We start from the raw sequence: 17,673 nt of genomic DNA, 5'->3' as shown, positions 1-17,673 counted from the left end.
CCATACAATTTACCAAAGTGTTAAAAAATTGACGCAATTACTGGTGAATTCCCAGTAAGATACATAGTCTTATTGATAACTTGGATGGTAAGAGATAGTTTCGGTGAATGAAAAGGTGACCGACACAGCAAAGAACAAGGCTGTGTTGAACAAACCGCTCTCATTTGTGATCCTGATGCTGGGTATAACGTTCGGTATACTGAATTTGCAGCTTGTGTTAGGCGATGAACAACAAAGCCTATGGATGGATGCCTTGTACGGCCTTCTGGCGTTCATCGGGATTTTTATTTCACTGTTTTGGGTGTTTGATTCGAGGAATACCCGGGTGACTGGTGACTATGTAGAAAAAGGAAAGCGCCGCATTTATTGGCATGAGGTCACCGGCTCAACATCTAATGATTTTTCTGTCGTCATCATGGCGGGTGAGAAGCGGATTGTGGTCAATTACTATGCTTACCGCCAACCAGAAAAATTGATGGAAGTCATCAAACAGCACTTATCTCGTAGTAAACCTGAATAGCAGGCACAATAAAAAAACGCTGGATTTCCCCAGCGTCTGTGTGTCGCATCACATCCATAAGCTAAATGCTTATGCGCTTCGGTACAGTTTGGTCAGTACAAACTCGCGGTGACCCAGCGCTTCTGCGGCTGTGGCTCGGCCATTTGCGGTGCGTAGCGTCATGTCGATCAGCGCATCACCGGCAGAATCGAGATTCAGTTCACGGCGCAAGATACCGGAAACATCCACGTCAATGTGTTCTCCCATGGTGCGCACTGTACGCGGGTTGGCGGTGATCTTGATAACCGGCACAATCGGGTTACCAATGACGTTGCCTTGCCCAGTGGGGAACAGGTGAACGGCGAAGCCTGCCGCTGCCTGCAAGGTGACACACTCGGCAGCGGCTGAAGACGTGTCCATAAAATACAGGCCGGGACCTGCCTCGGGGCGCTCGGCAGGTTTCAGGACATCCACAAACTGGGTGGTTTTACCAATTTTCTGATAGTTGCCAAATGCCTTTTCTTCGATGGTGGTCAGCCCGCCCTCGATATTACCTTTGGTTGGCTGGCTGTCAGAAAGATCGGACGTTTTGTAGGGTTCGATCACCTCATCCATATAAGCCTGCCAGGTATCGAGGAACTTCTGCCCAATTTCAGGGTTGATGGCGCGAGTTTTACAGATTTGCTCTGCACCGGTGAGCTCTGAGGTTTCCCCAAAACACAAAGTAGCGCCTGCGGCAGAAAACTTGTCACACAGATTGCCAACGGTTGGGTTCGCTGCCAGACCTGATGTGGTGTCAGATTCGCCACATTTCATCGATACCCAAAGCTCGCTCACATCGCACGCTTCGCGGGTCAGCTCACTGGCGTAGTGAACGTACTCTTTTGCGACACGCGAAGCGGCTGCGATGGTGTTGATGTCTCCATTTTGCTCAATTGCAAAGCCCTGAACAGGCTTGCCAGAGGCTTTGATGCCTTCCACCACACGGCTTGTCCAGCCCGGTTCGATGCCGATCACCACCACCGCAGCGACATTGGGGTTGCAACCCGTACCAATCAGGGTGCGGAAATGCAGTTCCAAATCTTCACCAAATTGCAGGCGGCCGTAGGGGTGGGGCAGTGCCAGCGTACCTTTGATGTTGTTGGCAACCGCTTCACATGCGGCGTTCGACAGATCGTCCAATGGCAGGATGATGACGTGATTGCGCACACCGACACGGCCATTTTCGCGGCGGTAGCCCATAAATGTGTAATTGCTCATGGTTACCACCTCTTGGTTTTCACATTGTGTACGTGTACGTGACCGCCTTTTGCGATGTCAGCGACGGCTTTGCCGATATCATTGTCATACTTAATGATGGTATCGCCGTTTTTAATATCACTCAGCGCCACTTTGTGACCGAGAGGGATCGCGTCCAGTGCGCGGACTTCGATGGTTTCATCCGTGTCCATCACCCATCCGGTTAGCGTTTGGCCTGCTTCGAGGCCCTCGACCACAATCACGCCGACAGTGTCAGACGAGTCATGGACGAGAAAATCCGGTGCTTGCATTTTCATCTCCTTTTGAATCGGGGTGTTAAATCGCATTGCCTTCTGTCCTCAGCATGGCGGTGTACAGTCTGGGCGAACCTGCTTGCCGTCTTGCCTTGGTGTTTGATTACCCTTCGGGAAGCAGTACCACTTTGGCAGCGGCAATACGTCCGTGAAGTAAATCGTCAAAAGCGTTCGCACCATCACTGAGCGGACGCTCCTGAATCCAGTCCAGTGCGCCCAGCGCACCGTTGTGCATGGCCTCAAGCGTTGCCTTGAAATCCTGCATGGTGTAGGTGTAACTGCCGGCGAAGGTCACTTCCTGTAGGGTGAACTTGCGTACATCCAACCCTTCCAGGCTGTCTTGCAGTCCGACATGGATGATCACACCGCCGGGTTTGACTGCCGCGGAAGCCCCCATTCGTGTGTGCTTGTTCCCCACACAATCCACTACCAGATCGATGCTGTTTTCGCTTATCACATCATCGGTAAGCGGGTCGAATACGTTGCAAGGGCAGGCTTTTTCAACGGTTTTGCGCCGCAGGGCATTGGTTTCTGCCAGATAAATGTGTTTGCAGCCTTGTGCCGCCAGTGAAAGCGCGGCTGCAAGGCCGACTGCTCCGCCGCCATAAACCAGCGCTCTGTTTTCCGCCAGAGGCCGCTTGCTCAGCTCTGCCCCTTTGCTGACTGCGTGCCAACCTGTGGCAATGGGCTCAGCGAGCGAGGCTGTGCTCAGTGACATACCTTCTGGGACAGGTACCAGATTGCGCTTGGGAATGGCGATAAACTCCGCGAATGCGCCTTCCCTTGGTGGCATGGAAATGATCTGGCGAGACTGACACTGGTTTGTAAAGCCGGTCAGGCAGTATTCACATTCGCCACAGCTGACCAGTGGGTTGATGACCACGGCTTGTTGATCCCATTCGCCACCGTGAACAATGCCTGCACCTTCATGCCCCAAAATCAGCGGGGCAGGACGACGTTCATCGTGGCCGAGGTAGGCGTGTAAATCAGACCCGCAAATCCCCACTGCGCGAATTTCGACCAACACTTCACCTTCTCGGGGCGTTGGCATTTCCTCGTTGCGGTAGGTCATTTGTTTCGGGCCTGTGTAAACCAGAGCTTTCATATCCATGGTTGCTATTCCTTCTTGCCTATTTAGCGGTGTAGCCGCCATCGAGTGCGATCATCTGGCCTGTGATGTAATCCGATGCACGTGAAGCCAGAAACACAGTCAACCCGTCAAAATCGTTCAGCTCACCATTGCGTCCAATAGCCGTCATGGCTGCATGGTGCGCCGAGAGTGAATCATCACTGAAGACTTTTTCGGTCAACGGTGTCTGGAAGAACCCCGGCGCAATGGCGTTGGTGGTGATGCCTTCTTTTGACCAGGCTTCCGCCATTGCGCGTGTCAGCTGCGCGACCCCGCCTTTTGATGCGCCATAAGGAATCGAGTTGGCAAAAGCGCGATAGCTTTGCAGCGATCCAATATTGATGATCTTCCCCCGGCCTTTTGCCCGCATGCCGGGCAGGCAGGCTTTGGCCAGAAAAAAAGGGACAGACAGGTTAAGGTTCAATGTGATGTCCCAGCTTTCCAGCGTGATGTCATCGGCAGGCTGGCGCAGGTTGATGCCAGCCGCATTCACCAGAATGTCTGGTGCGCCAAAGTGTGATGATGCTTTTTCAATTAAGCGGGGCAGCGTTTCCCGCTTGCTAAGGTCGACCGTTTCAATGGCAGCATCCCCGTCTTCTCCGGCAATGGCGAGTGCGGTCTGTGCCAGTGTTTCAGCGTGGCGCCCCGCGAGTACCACTTTGGCACCGGCTGCGGCGAGGGCATAGGCCATGCGCTGGCCTATACCGGAACCTGCCCCAGTGACCAGTACAACCTGACCTTCAAGGCTAAAAAGCTGCTGTATCATGCTGACCGTCATCTCTGATCCTTACTGTTTCAATCACTCAGGTTGCAGGTTGAATTGCTCATCAGGGAAGTATTTCGCAAGGCGCGCATCGCCGGTTTTGGCGTGTGCCTCCATGCCTTCAAGGCGTGAAATACGTGCGGTGACCTGTGCAACATCTTTGCTCGCGTCCTGAGTGGAACGCTGATAGGTGACGACTTTAATGAATTTGCCTGCACTCAGCCCCCCGGTGTACTTGGCGGCGCCTTTAGTGGGCAGGATATGGTTGGGCCCCGAGGCTTTGTCACCAAATGCCACATTGGTCTCTTCACCCAAAAACAGGGAACCGTAATTGCGCAGGTTTTGCAGCCACCAATCCAGATCGTCGGCGTGCACCTCAAGGTGTTCAGAGGCGTATTGATCGCTCACTGCCACCGCTTCTTCACGGGAATCGACAACAATCACTTCGCCATAATCACGCCATGCGGCTTCTGCTGACTGGCGATTGAGTTCCGGCAGTTCAGCAATCAGCTCAGGCAGACGTTTCATCACCGTTTGTGCCAGCGTTTCGGAATCGGTGACCAGCCAGGCTGGGCTGTTGGGGCCATGCTCAGCCTGACCCACCAGATCAACGGCCACCAGCTCAGGGTCAGCATTACTGTCAGCAATCACCATGATTTCAGAAGGGCCGGCAAACATATCAATGCCGACACGGCCGTAGAGCTGTCGTTTGGCTTCGGCAACAAACTGGTTACCGGGGCCAACAAGAATGTCTGCGGGGTGCCCGGTAAACTGGCCGAATGCCATGGCAGCAATGCCCTGCACGCCACCAAGATTTAAGATAGTGTCAGCACCACACAGGCTGAGGGTATAAAGAATGGCGGGGTGGATACCGCCTTCACGGCCAGGGGGGGAACAGGCGATAACGTGGTCAACGCCTGCCACTTTTGCTGTTGTCACCGACATAATGGCCGAAGCAATGTGTGAGTAACGACCTCCGGGCACATAGCAGCCTGCTGCCTGCATCGGGATCAAACGCTGGCCGGCAAACAGACCCGGAGACAGCTCGGTTTCAAACTCACTCAGGCTATTACGCTGTGCCTGTGCAAAGTCGCGGACACGCTCATAGGCAAACTGGATATCTTTTTTCAGCTGTTCCGGCACCTTGGCTGCGGCGTTGTCGATCTCTTGCTGGGAAACCACAATATCGCCATGCCAGTTATCAAATTTTCGGGTATAGGCAATACAGGTTTCTTCGCCGCCTTGTTCAATTTCTTTCAGCATGTCCGCCACGATTGCGCGAACATCGTCTTCACCTGTAGCCGCCGTTTTTTCGGCTTTTTTCAGATAGTTAACAGCCATGTTATTCAATTCCTCATTACGTTTTGGACGCAACGTTCCCGTCTGGCCGGTCGTCGACATGTCAGAGAGCGGTTAGTTACGTGTCGTTAATCCAATGCCCAGAGCGATAATTCGGGGATAAATGCCAGCAGCAATACCACCGTTAACATGGATATCACGTAGGGCCCCGATCGCGCGGCAATCTTAAGTACCGAGGTCCCCGTTAATCCGGATACAACAAAGAGGTTCAGACCAAGTGGCGGTGTGATGAAGCCGACACCCAGTGCTGTCACCATCATGATGCAAAATTGCACATCTTCCATGCCGATCTCGCGTGCCAGCGGCAGCAGGATAGGCGATAAAATCAGAATATTTGGTGTGGTTTCCATAAAGCAGCCAGCGATGATCAGGATGCCAATCATAATCAGGATCAGCACAGTGCGGCTGTCGGTAAACGATGTCATGGTTTCCACAAATGCCTGTGGCACCTGAAGGGCAGCCAGCGTCTGTGCCAATGGCAAACTGAGCGCGATGATAGGCAGGATGACCCCGTTTACTTTGGCCGAGCTTTCCAGCATTTTCGGGAAATCGCGGATTTTCAGTGTGCCCTGCAAAAGGCCGATAATGATGGTCACGACCACAGCAACAGCGGCTGCTTCAGTGGGCGTAAAGACACCGGAATAAATACCGCCCAGAATGATCACCGGTACCAGCAGCGCATAACGTGCATCAATTACCACCGCCAGCCAGCGTTTGAGTGAGAAACCTTGCCCGGCGTTTTCGTAACCGTGGATACGGTTCATCACCACGTTGGTCAGCATAATGGCCATCATCACCATGATCCCGGGCACGGCCGCTGCCAGAAACAGGGTGGACGCGGAAATGCCCAGCACCAGACCAATAATGATGTAGGCAATGGATGGCGGGATAAGGATCCCGGTACAGGCACCGGCTGCCACCAGTGCACAGGCGTAAGGTTTGGGATAGCCCTGCGTCACCAGCCGGTCGATGGTCATCCTGCCAACTGCCGCTGCGCCTGCGGCATCTGAACCGGAGATACAGGCAAAGAAGCCACAGCCCAATACGGTAGCACTGCCAAATCCCGCTTTTGCCCCGCCAACACTCGCTTCTGCCACATCGAGCAACTTGGTTGAAAGCCCGGTTCTTACCAGCACATCCCCGGTCAGGATAAAAAGCGGGACGGCAATCAGCGCGAAGGCATCAATACCATCGAACAGAGATTCTCCAAACAGGGAGAGGGGAAGAACATCGGTGATAAACAGCAGGGCAATAGAACCCAGCCCCAGCGATACCCAGACCGGCACTGCAAAAGTGATAAGCACCAGCATGGCGATAACGGGACCGTAAAATTCCCAGCCAAGCTCGATGGAGACCTGTTGTGTGTAGTAATTCAGCATGGGATCTCCTAATCAAACAGCTTATTGCCTTCAAACACCGGAGTGTTGCGTGTCAGGCTATGGATATCCCGGTACATAGATTGGACCAGCCGGAAGATCATCATGGAAAACCCCAGAGGAACTGCGGCAAGAAACCATGCCTGACTGACCCCAAGGCCGTGGGTCACTGACCCAAATTTTATTGACACTTCAATTGGATGAATTGACCAGTAGAGGGCGAACACGGCAACAATAAAGGTGGCAATATCTCCAACCAGATAGACAAATGCCTTCCCACGGTTAGGCAAATAGTGCAGCAATACATCAATACGAATGTGGGCGCGTTCTCTGACGGCGGCGGATGCGCCAATCCATGCCAGATAAATAAAGGCGTACCTTGCCACTTCTTCACCCCATATGGAGGAGTAACTGAACACAAACCGGCGCAGTACTTCCATGGCGATGGTGATCACAATGGTGGTGTAGAAGAACAGCAGTAACCAGCGTTCACCATTTTCATCGATGTGTTTGAGAAGATTCATTACGCGCATCCAAGGTCCGTTTCAGAAAGAATGGGGTGACCGTATGGACGACAGGCCGGCCATACGGCAGCTGCCTTAATTACACATCGTGAACATAGGGGCCTTCGTTGTTATTTGCTGCATCCAGTAGTTTGTCGAAGGTCGCTTTAGAGCCGGCAAGTTCGGTTTTAAAGGCGTCCCATGCCGGGAGCTGATGGCCTGCTTTATTTGCCCACAATGCCATTTCGTCGTCGCTGGGGGCATAAAACTGCACGCCGGCACGGCTGAGTTCAGCCATGGCATAGGCACGAGCGGCCGGCACTTTCGCCAGATTCTGCAACGAGGTCACTTCGCTTGCGAACTCAATGCCTTCCTGAATGTGGCCCGGCAGGCTGTTGAACCATTCAAGGTTGCAAGAGAAAACCTGAGAGTCTGGCACTGACCGGTTAAAAGTGACCCAGGACAGGACATCTTTAAAGCCGAATACATTCAGTGCCTCAACGGATGGGTCGAGGGCATCTGCCACACCCTGTTTGATGGCGGAAGGCGTTTCCCCCCATGCAACCGGTGTCGGGTTGGCACCAAGCAAACGGTAAAATTGCTGGAGAATTTTAGAACCCGGTACACGGAATTTAATGCCTTCCATTTGATCCGGGGTTTTGATTGGACCTTCAAGGCCGTTGCGCAACGCGACAACCCTTGGGTCAATCACCACATACCAAAGCGGCTTAAAGCCCCTGGCTTCCACTTTGGGGTGAATTTCTGCTTTCCATGCTTCTGATGTCACCAGGTTAATAAACGTTTGGTTTTCACCGCACCAGTAAGGAATGTTGATAAGGTCGACAGCCGGAGCAAACGGCGCAAAGTTAGAAAGGGAATGTTGCGCGGCCTGAATTGTGCCTGCCTGTACTTTCTGTGCCAGCGCACCACCTGCACCCAACTGGCCGCCGGGTGCCAGCCTGACGTACACCTCTCCGTTGGTCATGTTCTGGATGTTTTCCTTGAAATCCAGTTGCATGATGGGATAGCTGCGCGATGCACCAATAATGTATGCCGTTGCAACGGTCATGATGTATTTTGCCCGCTTCTGGCGCTCTTTTTCTTCATTGGCGGCTGCGTTTGCGCTGGTTGACGTCAGCAAGGCACCAGAGGCACCGGCAACAACCGCTGCTGTAAAGCCTGCTTTTTTGGCGATGTCGAGGAAACGGCGACGCTCTGCATTTTGTGGGGAGTCATCCTTATGGTGAACAGACATATCTACTTCCTTTCAGCTTTTATCGTAACCCTGTCGAATGACTCTCAGCTTCCCTTTCTGCTGACAGCATTGCGACGACGAAAGTCAGTGAAGCGAAAAGGAGCAAAAGAAACTCCCCAACATCACCAACACGAACAATGGATGTGGTCCCTGAAATGATCTGAATCTTGGTGGCAATCACATTGAGGAAATAGAGTGAAAAAAGCACTGCAGGTAGGGCGTAGCGTTTCCTTAACCTCATGTTGTATTCCCTCTCAGTGAGCAGTCGGCTGGTTGTCAGTCGCCAGATTATAGATATCGCACTTGTGCTGATTGTGAATTGATTGTTAAATGTAAGCGCTTACATTTTGAAGGTAGAGGAATGATTAAATAACTGTCAAGTTTCTGGCGATGAATTTTTCAAGGAGCGCTATAATGAGGTAACTTATGGTTTATAAATCCCAAATTTGAGCCAAGGGTATAACTTTCTATGACAAAAGAGATGCCATTTTCACGTAAGCGCTTACAAAAAAAGGCCTCAGATGCCCCAACGGCGGAAGATGTCGCCATGGCGGCGGGCGTTTCTACGGCGACGGTTTCCCGTTATCTGGCGAATCCGTCTGCGGTCAGTGAGAAGCGGGGAAAGCTTATCCGGTGTGCCATTGAATCCCTTGGTTACATTCCCCATGGCGCAGCGCAAGCCCTGGCTTCGCAGCGCTCCCGTACCATTGGCGTGATTGTCCCTACTATTGACAACGACATCTTCGCCGAGGGAATACAGGCATTCCAGCGACGGCTGCAGGAAAAGGGATACACCCTGTTTATTGCCAGTTCTGATTATTCGACAGAAGAAGAGCTGGCGCAGGCCGAACGCCTGATCTCCCGCGGCGTGGAAGGGTTGATGTTAGTCGGGGCGGAACACCAACCCCAACTGTTCGACATTTTGCACAATAAACAGCTGCCTTACCTGTACACCTGGTCGTTTAAGCCTGATTTGCCGCACCCCTGTATCGGCTTTGACAACTACCGCGCAGCGACCCGTCTCACCCAGTTCCTGCTGGATTTAGGGCACACTCAGTTTGCGGCAATTTCCGGTATTACCCGATTGAATGACCGCGCCAAGGATCGTCTTGCGGGCTGTATCGATACCCTCACAGCGCACGGTATTGAGCTGGCACCGGAACACATCATTGAATGTCGCTACGATCTGGCAGAAAGCCGACAGGCATTACGTAAGCTGATGACATTCACCCCCAGACCGACGGCAATCGTTTGTGGTAACGACATCATTGCCATGGGGGCATTGTTCGAAGCGCAGTCACTCGGTATCCGGGTGCCAGAAGAGCTGTCGATTGTCGGGTTTGATGATGTTGCCATGGCGTCCCATATCCATCCGGCATTGACGACGATGCAGGTGCCATCAAAAGAAATGGGCGAAAAAGCCGCGGATTACCTGCTGGCAAGGCTGGCTGGCGAAAGGGTCAGTGATACCCTGGAGCTGGAAGCAAAATTGGTGGTGAGGGAAACCACGGCAGTCAGAAAAACAGGCGGATAACTATCCACCTGTTTGTGTTTCCCTCATCCGTGGTGAGGTGGTTCCGCCATTAACAGAGCTCACTGTTTAGGTGGATGGGTGTTTCCCTCGACTAGACAGGATAAGGCACAGGAACACCACTGCTAACAGCCAGAGATGGGAGAGGTGCCCTATCTGGCTTTGAAGTGTGGCACCCATCTGGTTGAGCTGAATCGTGGCTTGGATCGCAGGCGTCGAGGGTGCCAGTTGTGCCAGTGTATTTAACCAGGGCGGTAATTCACTGGATGGCCAGACAAAGCCCGATGTGAACAGCAGAGGCATCGAGCTTAACAGCACGACCAGCGTGATGATTTCCGGTCTGGGAATCAGCGTTCCAATAAAGGTGCCTAACCCGATCGTCGCCAGCAAAAAAGGCAACAGGATGATGGCGAGACTCACCGGATCTGCCAGGCGGTTAACGCCATTTAAATCAAAGCTTGCACCGAGATAGTACATCGCCATGATACTGTAAATCGCCATCAAAATTGCCGTACGGGTGATGAGGTTTTTTGCTCCATTGTGCGGGTTCATGCTCGCCAGCATGCCAGAAGCAATCAACAGGGTTTGCTGCAAAATCAGCATAAACACACCGGGTACGACGTAGTTGCTATAACCGATGGTAGGGTTAAATACTGGTACGATATTCAGTGAGAAGGGTGAGACCTGTTTTGCTGCTGGCAGAGGAATATCGTGGATCATTGCCCGGATAGCTTTTACCTTGGCGCCCAGCGTGCTCCCGGTATTCACCACACCTTCCGCGATCGTGCCGTAGGTAAGGAAAAATGAGGCATCGCCGCCAACCGAAATGACAGGGCTTGTACCGAGCAGAAGATCACGGTAGAAGTCGTGTGGAATGACCACGACGCCTTCAATCTTGCCACCGGCGATCTCAGGGCTGGCTTGCTGTTCGGCGCTGAGGTGCATAGTGACAGAAAGCTGTGGGGTCGCGTCGAGCATTCGGGTAAACTTACGGCTCAGTTGGCTGTTGTCGTGATCGATCACAGCTATGCGAAGTTCCCTGGGAAGTTGGTTCTCATAGGGCAGGGGGTAGAGCAACGAATAGATCACAATGCCGCCGAACACGGTAAAGAGCACGGCCGGATTGCTGAACAATGCCTTGAGTTCTTGTTTAAACAGAGATCCCCAGCTCATGCGCTCACCTCCCTGACCGTGTTTGTTGCACCGCAAATGCGCTTCAATTTGAGCATAACCAACAGCCACACCATACTGAATGCGGCTAACGCAAACAACGTGGGCTGCATTTGTGCCAGTGTCGCGCCATAGTTAAACTGGCCGATTTGTACGGTGATGTAGTGGCTGATCGGTAACATGGCCCGCCAGCACTGAGCAAGGAAAGGCATTTCACTGGTAGGGAAACTGACACCCATAAAGGCAAATGCGGGCGCAGTAAAACCCGCTACAAGGCTCATCGCCCGGGCTGGGTGCCGGAAGCCCAGATAGAGAAGCATTCCCACCGCTAAACCTGCCAGTACCATCAGGCCTTGCCCGGCGAACAGCAAAGCCCAACTGCCATTCATTGGCCAGCCGAGTCCAAAATGCATGGCGGTTGTGAACATCACACCCAGTAACCAGAGTGGAACAACCAGTACCATGATTTTGGCGCCAAGTGGAGCAAGGATGCCTTGCATGAAATGGCTTTCCAGTCCGACACGTCTATCTGTCAATGCCATAGAAAGTGTGCCGCTTGCGACAATCACAATTTGCCAGATCGCGGGGATAATGGCGGAAACCAGAAACTGTGCGTAGTTGGTGCCGTTGTTAAACAGCGGTACAAGCTGGAAACGGACGGGTACAGACTGGCCTGCGGCTTGTGAAGCAATGGTGGTACCATGCAGCATATTGCCTTTGGCTTCTACCATCGCTGCAAAGGTGCTTTGGCTTTGGGTGATGGCAGTACTCACCAGCTTCCCAATCAAAATGTACTGGCTGTTATAGAGCGCCGTGACATCGGGGCTTTCATCGCGCAATGTGTCTTTTTCAAAGTCAGCAGGAATGATCACTGTGGCATAGGTTGCAGCATGGTTCAGTGCGGCTGATGCCTCTTCCACGCTATTGAACGCCCGGGTTTCCAGAGTTGGGCTGGCATTGTAATAACGCACCAGGTTTCGAGACAGCGCGCTATGATCGAGGTCGACGACACCGATGGGGAGATTCCGCCCGGTGCCCGCAGAAAATATCGCCCATACTATTAAGAACAACACCAGTGGCAACCAGCCCAGTAGGGCAGTCAGCCATTTATCTGACAGTGTGAGTCGCCATTCCCGGAGCAAGGTTGAAGTGAACGAAGGTTTATCCATCGTCATTACTCTTGGTTGTGTTCGGACACCAACACACTCATGCCAGCGCGCAGACCTTCAATAAAGGTAACAGGGCGTGCTTCAACTTCAAAGGTGCGCATGTCATAGCCGCTCTGGTTGTTGGTAGCACGCCAGGTCGCGAAATCCCCCATGGGGGCAATGTGGGTAACTTCGAAGCGGTATGTCTGTTCGCCAAGCGAGGGAATCGTGGCGTCAAATTGGCTGCCTTTTTCAAACTGGTGCAGTTTGTCTTCCCGGATATTGAACACCGCCCAGACGTCATTCATGTCGATAACGGTGACTACCGGAAAACCTTGTGGTGCCAATTCACCTGGATGCAGTAGGATTTGGCTCACTTCTCCCTGATACCAGCTATGAATTCTGGTATCTTTCGCAAAGGCTTCCACTTCTGCAACAGCCCCGGCTGCCATGCGTAGCTTTTCCAAGGCGGCACGCTTGGTTTCTGAACGGGCACCGGCTTTCGCGAGTTCATACATCTGAAGTGCTGCATTTTCGGTATATTTTGCGGCTTGCCATTGGGTATAGGCTTCATCGCGTTTTTGCTCAGCTGCCACCCCTTCTTTATAAAGGGCATCGATACGTTTGAAGGTTTTTTCCGCTAACTGCGCTGCTGCACGGGCTTTTTGCCATTGGTCGTGGGCTGCACTGATTTCCTGTTCCCGGGCGCCGCTTTCTGCCTGTTCTGCCATGGCATCAGCCGCTTCCTGCCCAGCTTTTGCCTGCTCCAGCTTTGCCTCCAGCTCAGGGCTGTAGAGAGTGAATATCAGATCGCCCTTGCCAACGATTTCCCCCTTGCGCACCAGGACATTTTCAATGCGGCCCGCCACTTTGGAGGAAATGCTATATTGCTGGGCCTCAATCTGACCCTGGAAGCGCTCCGGAACAGATTGATAGGCCTGATAAAAACTGTATCCAATCCAGCCAACAATGACCGCAGCAGGGAGTGCCAGTGCAACAGATTTGAATTTACTCATTGTGAATTATTCCTGTAGGGATTGGGTGGATGAAAGTGATGCGGCCTGAAATTCCGGGAAACGGTTCACTTCGCCGCTGATCGCCAGAAGGCGGGCCAGTGACAATACGTACTGGTAAGAGGCCGCAAGTTGCTGGGTTTTAATGCTGGCGAGATACAACTCGGCATCAACCACATCAAGGGATGTCGAAAGCCCTTGCGCAAAGGCTTTCTCGCGCAAACGCAGGTTTTCCTGTGCCAATGAAATGCTTGATGTTAATCCCTGGTATTCTTCCAGTGCCTGTCCTGCTTCCCGCCATGTTTTCTCGACTAACAGGGAAAGATCCTGTTCAGCCTGTGCCCGCAGGTGTTTCACTTGCAGTGATGTGCTGTGTGCCGCTTTTACCTTGTCAGAACGGCCGGCGTTGTCGAGAAGCGGGATACTGACGCCCACACCAACAGCCCAGTCAGGTGTCAGCTCTGCGGCCAGTGAATCACCTTCATAGAGGTTGTAGTTACCATAGAGGTAAACCTGTGGGTAGTACTTACCTTTCTCCAAGTCGAGCAAGCCTGCGGCCTGTTCCCGTTTGGCATCCAACACTTTAAGGCCTGGATATCCAGCCAGTGTTTTTTGCATAAAAGGTGCCATGGGCGGTGTTTCACGCTGCGTGAAAAGGGGGCTTGAGGGGGTGACCAGGGTGTCGCTCTTGACCAGCGTCTGAAGTGTAGTCTGTGCAATTTCCAGATTGCGCTCAGCTTTACGGCGTTCAGTTTTGGCCTTGTCGTAGGACACTTCAGCCTGCAGGCGTTCTACCCGGGCAATTTGTCCCTGTTGTTCCAGTTTCTTGGCATGATCAAGATGCTTTGCGAGTCCTTTCTCTACGTCGAGACGTGTTTGCAGCACTTGTTCGGCAAGTACGGTAGCGAAATATACTTTTGCCAGGTCTTCAAATTTCGCCTGCTGCGCCATTTGCATCAGATAGCTGGCTTCGTCCCGCTGAGCATTGGCGATGTCTTCGGCGGCCAGGATCCGGCCGCCGGTGAAAATAGGCCAGATAGCACGAATCGAACTGGTGTAGATGTCCCGATCTGCCAGTGTCGTGGTCAGCAGGTTGTCAAGGTTTCCCGCCAGTGCCCCGATGCCAGGCAACGAACTGGCAAGTTGTCCCAGTGCGTCGCCGCCATTCATATGGTGGGCAAGCTGGGAAGGTTTGAGTTCGATATCCCGATCCAGCCGGGTGTAGTTGCCGCTGATAGAAACGGCTGGCAGATGACGGGCAGATGCCGCATCCCGCATGTGCTCGGCACGCTGTACGTTGGCGCGCTGAGCGGCAATGGCATCATTGTGTGTTAACACAGACTGCCACGCCTGTTCAAATGTCATGGGCTGCGCATTGGCAATGCCGGAGAGAAATGCCAGCATGGCCATTGATCGGCGAAGTAAAAGAATTCTGGTAAACATAATTGTTCCCATATGAGGAAATTCTGAACATTTTAGAGTTTATGCTCTAAGCATGCCAGCTTTTGGTATTGCCGCTAACAGTATCGTCTTGATGGACGACAGCAACACGTTCGAAAAAAAGACATTCTGTAAATGATGGGTTGGATCGTAAGAGTGAGGGGGGTATTAAAGATAAAAATGGCCACACATCTTGTTAAAATAGTGCGGCCAGGGTATTTCGGCGAGCAGTTACGCGATTTTCTCAGCCGCAGCCAGTCGGTATTGCACCATGTCTTCGATGGTTAATACAGGCATGTCATGTTTTTTACCGAATGCAATAATTTCTTCTGTTTTAGCCATTGTCCCATCTTCGTTCTGCACTTCACAAAGGACACCGGCAGGTGATAGCCCCGCCATTTGCATCAGATCGATTGTTCCTTCGGTGTGACCACGACGGGTTAGCACGCCACCTTTACGCGCACGAAGTGGAAATACGTGACCGGGACGCGCCAGATCGTCAGGTTTGGCATCCGGGTTAGCTGCGGTTTTAATCGTGGTGACACGGTCTGCCGCTGAAACGCCGGTGGTCACGCCCACTTTGGCTTCAATTGAGACAGTGAATGCAGTCTGGTTAGCGCTGTTGTTGTTTGCCACCATTGGTGGGAGTGCTAACCTGTCTGCCTGTTCTCCTGTCAGACAAAGACAGACAATGCCGGAACATTCCCGGATCATCAGTGCCATTTGTTGGGTAGTCAGGTGATCGACAGAGTAAATGATGTCGCCTTCGTTTTCGCGGTCTTCGTCGTCCAGCAGTAGAACGCCTTTACCTGCGCGAAGCGCATCAAGTGCGGCTTCAACACGTTCGAACGGGGTGCCTTCAAGCAGTGAAGTGTGTGTCTGATTCATGGTAACTCCTGAATTTAAATACCAGAATCAGGGCATAGATGAGCGCAGCTGAAAACACAGCCAAACGCAGCTCAGCTTCCTTTGGCTGTGCGAATGCCGCCTTGGGAAGGTTGAACGTTGATCATCCTCTTTCATCCGGACTTTAACCGTCGGCCTTGGCCTCTCACCAAGTCTGCTGACCCCAAACCAACGTCTGGGCGCTCGCGGGCTCGTCAGTCTCGCAACCATTGCTTGCTGACATACCGCCGGTGGGGAATTTCACCCCGCCCTGAGAATAATGCTCATAGTGAGCTTCTGAATATTACTGCGTTTTCAACCAAAAAGGGAAGGGGTAATAGTGTGGCGAGACGATGAAATGACATTTTTGTCATTTAAACATCAACAGCTCCTAGCATGAAGCATGAGAGTTACTCACTTTGATTTAAATTCAGCACCTCAATCAAAGTAGGTAACTCTCTTCTGTTCAAATCGAAATGACAGATCTGGTAGTCTAACTCATCTGTGTTTGTTAGGCTTTTAATTGATTCGTGACCAGAACGTCATGTTCACAGATTCTTTATCAAAAAGCTCTAAATATTCCAATGCAACCATGTTATCTAACCATTGTTGACAATATTCTTCAGCCTTTTCTTGAGAGCTGGCGATAGCTACATCAGCATAGACACCATCTGCACCACGCACTAGAAAATGAAGAATTAACTCTTCCTGGTAACAAAGAAACTCTGCTTCCACTCGGCGAGACAGCTCTATTAGCCTGGATTCTGTCACCCCTTCCTTTAGCTTGAATGTAGCGAATTCCATGCCACCAATATTATCAATGCTGCACTTATTAATCATGTTAAAACCTCAATGTTTGTTGGATGAATGCCAACTGTAAGGCTTTACTACTGACAACACTGTGTCAGTCAACTTTTGTATTTTTTTATTTCCACATACGCTGGCAGAGATACGTGCTCAGGTAAAATTCCTACATATTCACTGAATTCCAATTTGCTGATTCGATCCATTCTAAAGTCTCTGTAATCACCTCGAAGTTCACACCAACAACTCAACGTCCATTTCCCTCCCCAATAGAATAATCCCAAAGGAAATACTGTTCTGACCGTCACATCTTCCGAAAGCGACATATAATCTATGCTAAGCCAGCGCTTCTCTCTTATAGCTGTATGGGCTTTACTCCACAGAGGGTATACCTCAGATTCACGATGATGTGCTGGTACTCTAACCACTCTATCTTGGCTTGAAATTATCTCTGACCCACTTGGTAATGCAGCTTCGATCTTAGACAATAGGGAATGCGCTGAAGCAGCAAAATCCTTTCCAGTCAATGATGCGGTAAAGTTGACGCCGGTGATCAGTGCTTCTAATTCACCTGCAGATAACTGTAAAGGGGGCAACTCAAATCCTTCTGACAGTCGGTATCCAACACCTGGCTCTCCATAAACGGGTATTCCAGAGATAGACAAATCATCAATATAGCGATAGATGGTTCTTTCAGACACCATCAACTTCTCAGCCAACTGCTTTGCAGTAATCGGCTGGTACCTACGCAAGATATTAGTTAACTGGAAAAGTCTATCTGATTTTCGCACATTCTACCTTTGGAAACGCGACCGGAACGGCTTGCAGTTCTTCTGTCATCTTATGGTTTCCGCCACGCATGTGGCGAGGACGATAAGGTGACATGAGACCATCTTAAAATCATAAAGTTACAAATTACCAGGAACCATATGCTGACATTTCTGGATACCATAAGATGACATTTCCATAGATCTCCGAGATTTCTTGAAAAGCAGATGTAAGTAATTTTCTTTCATCTTGCATCACACATCTTGCATCTGAAGTTCTAGCTCAAAAATGGACAGAAACGGCTTAGAGTTTACGCCCTAAACTATGTGGCTCGGATTAGTTGAATTTGGGTAAGATCTGGCTTGTTACAGTCTATAAAATCGGGGGGCTATACAGCAAGCACATCATTGTGTCGTACCAATATCCAATAGCAACATTGTTGAGTATTTGCATCTGGTTTCTCCATATAAAACTAGA

18 protein-coding genes and 1 riboswitch are annotated in these 17,673 nt (G+C 51.4%); of the genes, 2 read left to right on the top strand and 16 right to left on the bottom strand.

What is annotated here, in order from left to right; genetic code table 11:
* Positions 1-103 precede the first annotated feature (103 nt).
* Positions 104-520 (top strand): hypothetical protein, encoded by a 417-nt coding sequence (locus tag VHA_RS11340; protein WP_005504398.1) that lies wholly within the window; start codon positions 104-106, stop codon positions 518-520.
* Between the two features lie 69 nt (positions 521-589).
* Here the strand turns inward: VHA_RS11340 and VHA_RS11335 are convergent, their stop codons facing one another.
* The 9 genes from VHA_RS11335 to VHA_RS11295 all read right to left on the bottom strand — a co-directional run bounded on the left by VHA_RS11335 (position 590) and on the right by VHA_RS11295 (position 8,678).
* Positions 590-1,759, bottom strand: coding sequence for a UxaA family hydrolase (locus VHA_RS11335; RefSeq protein ID WP_005504396.1), 1,170 nt, complete (start codon positions 1,757-1,759; stop codon positions 590-592).
* A 2-nt stretch (positions 1,760-1,761) separates the two neighbouring features.
* Positions 1,762-2,049, bottom strand: coding sequence for a UxaA family hydrolase (locus tag VHA_RS11330; RefSeq protein ID WP_005504394.1), 288 nt, complete (start codon positions 2,047-2,049; stop codon positions 1,762-1,764).
* A 106-nt stretch (positions 2,050-2,155) separates the two neighbouring features.
* A complete protein-coding gene (locus VHA_RS11325; protein WP_005504392.1) occupies positions 2,156-3,163 on the bottom strand; it encodes an alcohol dehydrogenase catalytic domain-containing protein in 1,008 nt (335 codons plus the stop codon).
* Positions 3,164-3,182: 19 nt separating this feature from the next.
* Positions 3,183-3,959 (bottom strand): SDR family NAD(P)-dependent oxidoreductase, encoded by a 777-nt coding sequence (locus VHA_RS11320; protein ID WP_005504390.1) that lies wholly within the window; start codon positions 3,957-3,959, stop codon positions 3,183-3,185.
* A gap of 21 nt (positions 3,960-3,980) precedes the next feature.
* On the bottom strand, positions 3,981-5,285 hold the full coding sequence (hisD, locus tag VHA_RS11315; protein WP_005504389.1) for a histidinol dehydrogenase: 1,305 nt from the start codon (positions 5,283-5,285) through the stop codon (positions 3,981-3,983).
* Positions 5,286-5,371: 86 nt separating this feature from the next.
* Positions 5,372-6,682, bottom strand: a complete 1,311-nt coding sequence (locus tag VHA_RS11310) for a TRAP transporter large permease (protein WP_005504387.1) — start codon at positions 6,680-6,682, stop codon at positions 5,372-5,374.
* An 8-nt stretch (positions 6,683-6,690) separates the two neighbouring features.
* Positions 6,691-7,203, bottom strand: coding sequence for a TRAP transporter small permease (locus VHA_RS11305; RefSeq protein ID WP_040528816.1), 513 nt, complete (start codon positions 7,201-7,203; stop codon positions 6,691-6,693).
* Between the two features lie 79 nt (positions 7,204-7,282).
* Complete coding sequence (locus VHA_RS11300; protein ID WP_005504377.1) at positions 7,283-8,437, bottom strand: TRAP transporter substrate-binding protein; 1,155 nt, start codon at positions 8,435-8,437, stop codon at positions 7,283-7,285.
* A 19-nt stretch (positions 8,438-8,456) separates the two neighbouring features.
* Entirely contained in the window at positions 8,457-8,678 is a 222-nt protein-coding gene (locus VHA_RS11295) for a hypothetical protein (RefSeq protein WP_005504375.1), read from the bottom strand.
* Positions 8,679-8,906: 228 nt separating this feature from the next.
* Between VHA_RS11295 and VHA_RS11290 the strand changes: the two genes are divergently transcribed.
* Positions 8,907-9,971: a LacI family DNA-binding transcriptional regulator gene (locus tag VHA_RS11290; protein ID WP_005504373.1), complete on the top strand. Its 1,065-nt coding sequence runs from the start codon at positions 8,907-8,909 to the stop codon at positions 9,969-9,971.
* A gap of 66 nt (positions 9,972-10,037) precedes the next feature.
* Here the strand turns inward: VHA_RS11290 and VHA_RS11285 are convergent, their stop codons facing one another.
* The 7 genes from VHA_RS11285 to VHA_RS11255 all read right to left on the bottom strand — a co-directional run bounded on the left by VHA_RS11285 (position 10,038) and on the right by VHA_RS11255 (position 17,219).
* Positions 10,038-11,141, bottom strand: coding sequence for an ABC transporter permease (locus VHA_RS11285; protein WP_005504371.1), 1,104 nt, complete (start codon positions 11,139-11,141; stop codon positions 10,038-10,040).
* Positions 11,138-12,307 carry an ABC transporter permease gene (locus tag VHA_RS11280; protein ID WP_005504370.1) on the bottom strand — a complete coding sequence of 390 codons (1,170 nt, stop codon included), beginning with the start codon at positions 12,305-12,307 and terminating at the stop codon, positions 11,138-11,140. The genes VHA_RS11285 and VHA_RS11280 overlap by 4 nt, the downstream gene beginning before the upstream one ends.
* 5 nt (positions 12,308-12,312) lie before the next feature.
* The gene (locus VHA_RS11275; RefSeq protein WP_005504369.1) at positions 12,313-13,302 is read right to left on the bottom strand and encodes an HlyD family secretion protein; all 990 of its coding nucleotides are present in this window, start codon (positions 13,300-13,302) and stop codon (positions 12,313-12,315) included.
* A gap of 6 nt (positions 13,303-13,308) precedes the next feature.
* On the bottom strand, positions 13,309-14,742 hold the full coding sequence (locus VHA_RS11270) for a TolC family protein (RefSeq protein ID WP_005504368.1): 1,434 nt from the start codon (positions 14,740-14,742) through the stop codon (positions 13,309-13,311).
* 228 nt (positions 14,743-14,970) lie between these two features.
* Positions 14,971-15,627, bottom strand: a complete 657-nt coding sequence (ribB, locus tag VHA_RS11265) for a 3,4-dihydroxy-2-butanone-4-phosphate synthase (protein WP_005504367.1) — start codon at positions 15,625-15,627, stop codon at positions 14,971-14,973.
* A gap of 119 nt (positions 15,628-15,746) precedes the next feature.
* Positions 15,747-15,907, bottom strand: a riboswitch (FMN riboswitch).
* Between the two features lie 236 nt (positions 15,908-16,143).
* Positions 16,144-16,464: a hypothetical protein gene (locus VHA_RS11260; RefSeq protein WP_040528815.1), complete on the bottom strand. Its 321-nt coding sequence runs from the start codon at positions 16,462-16,464 to the stop codon at positions 16,144-16,146.
* A gap of 68 nt (positions 16,465-16,532) precedes the next feature.
* The gene (locus tag VHA_RS11255) at positions 16,533-17,219 is read right to left on the bottom strand and encodes a helix-turn-helix transcriptional regulator (protein WP_040528813.1); all 687 of its coding nucleotides are present in this window, start codon (positions 17,217-17,219) and stop codon (positions 16,533-16,535) included.
* Between the last annotated feature and the right edge of the window lie 454 nt (positions 17,220-17,673).

Origin of the sequence: Grimontia hollisae CIP 101886 (assembly GCF_000176515.1) — a bacterium.
GTDB lineage: Bacteria > Pseudomonadota > Gammaproteobacteria > Enterobacterales > Vibrionaceae > Enterovibrio > Enterovibrio hollisae.
The sequence above is the reverse complement of the archived record's forward strand: the minus strand, read 5'-3'. Positions and strand labels throughout refer to the sequence as shown.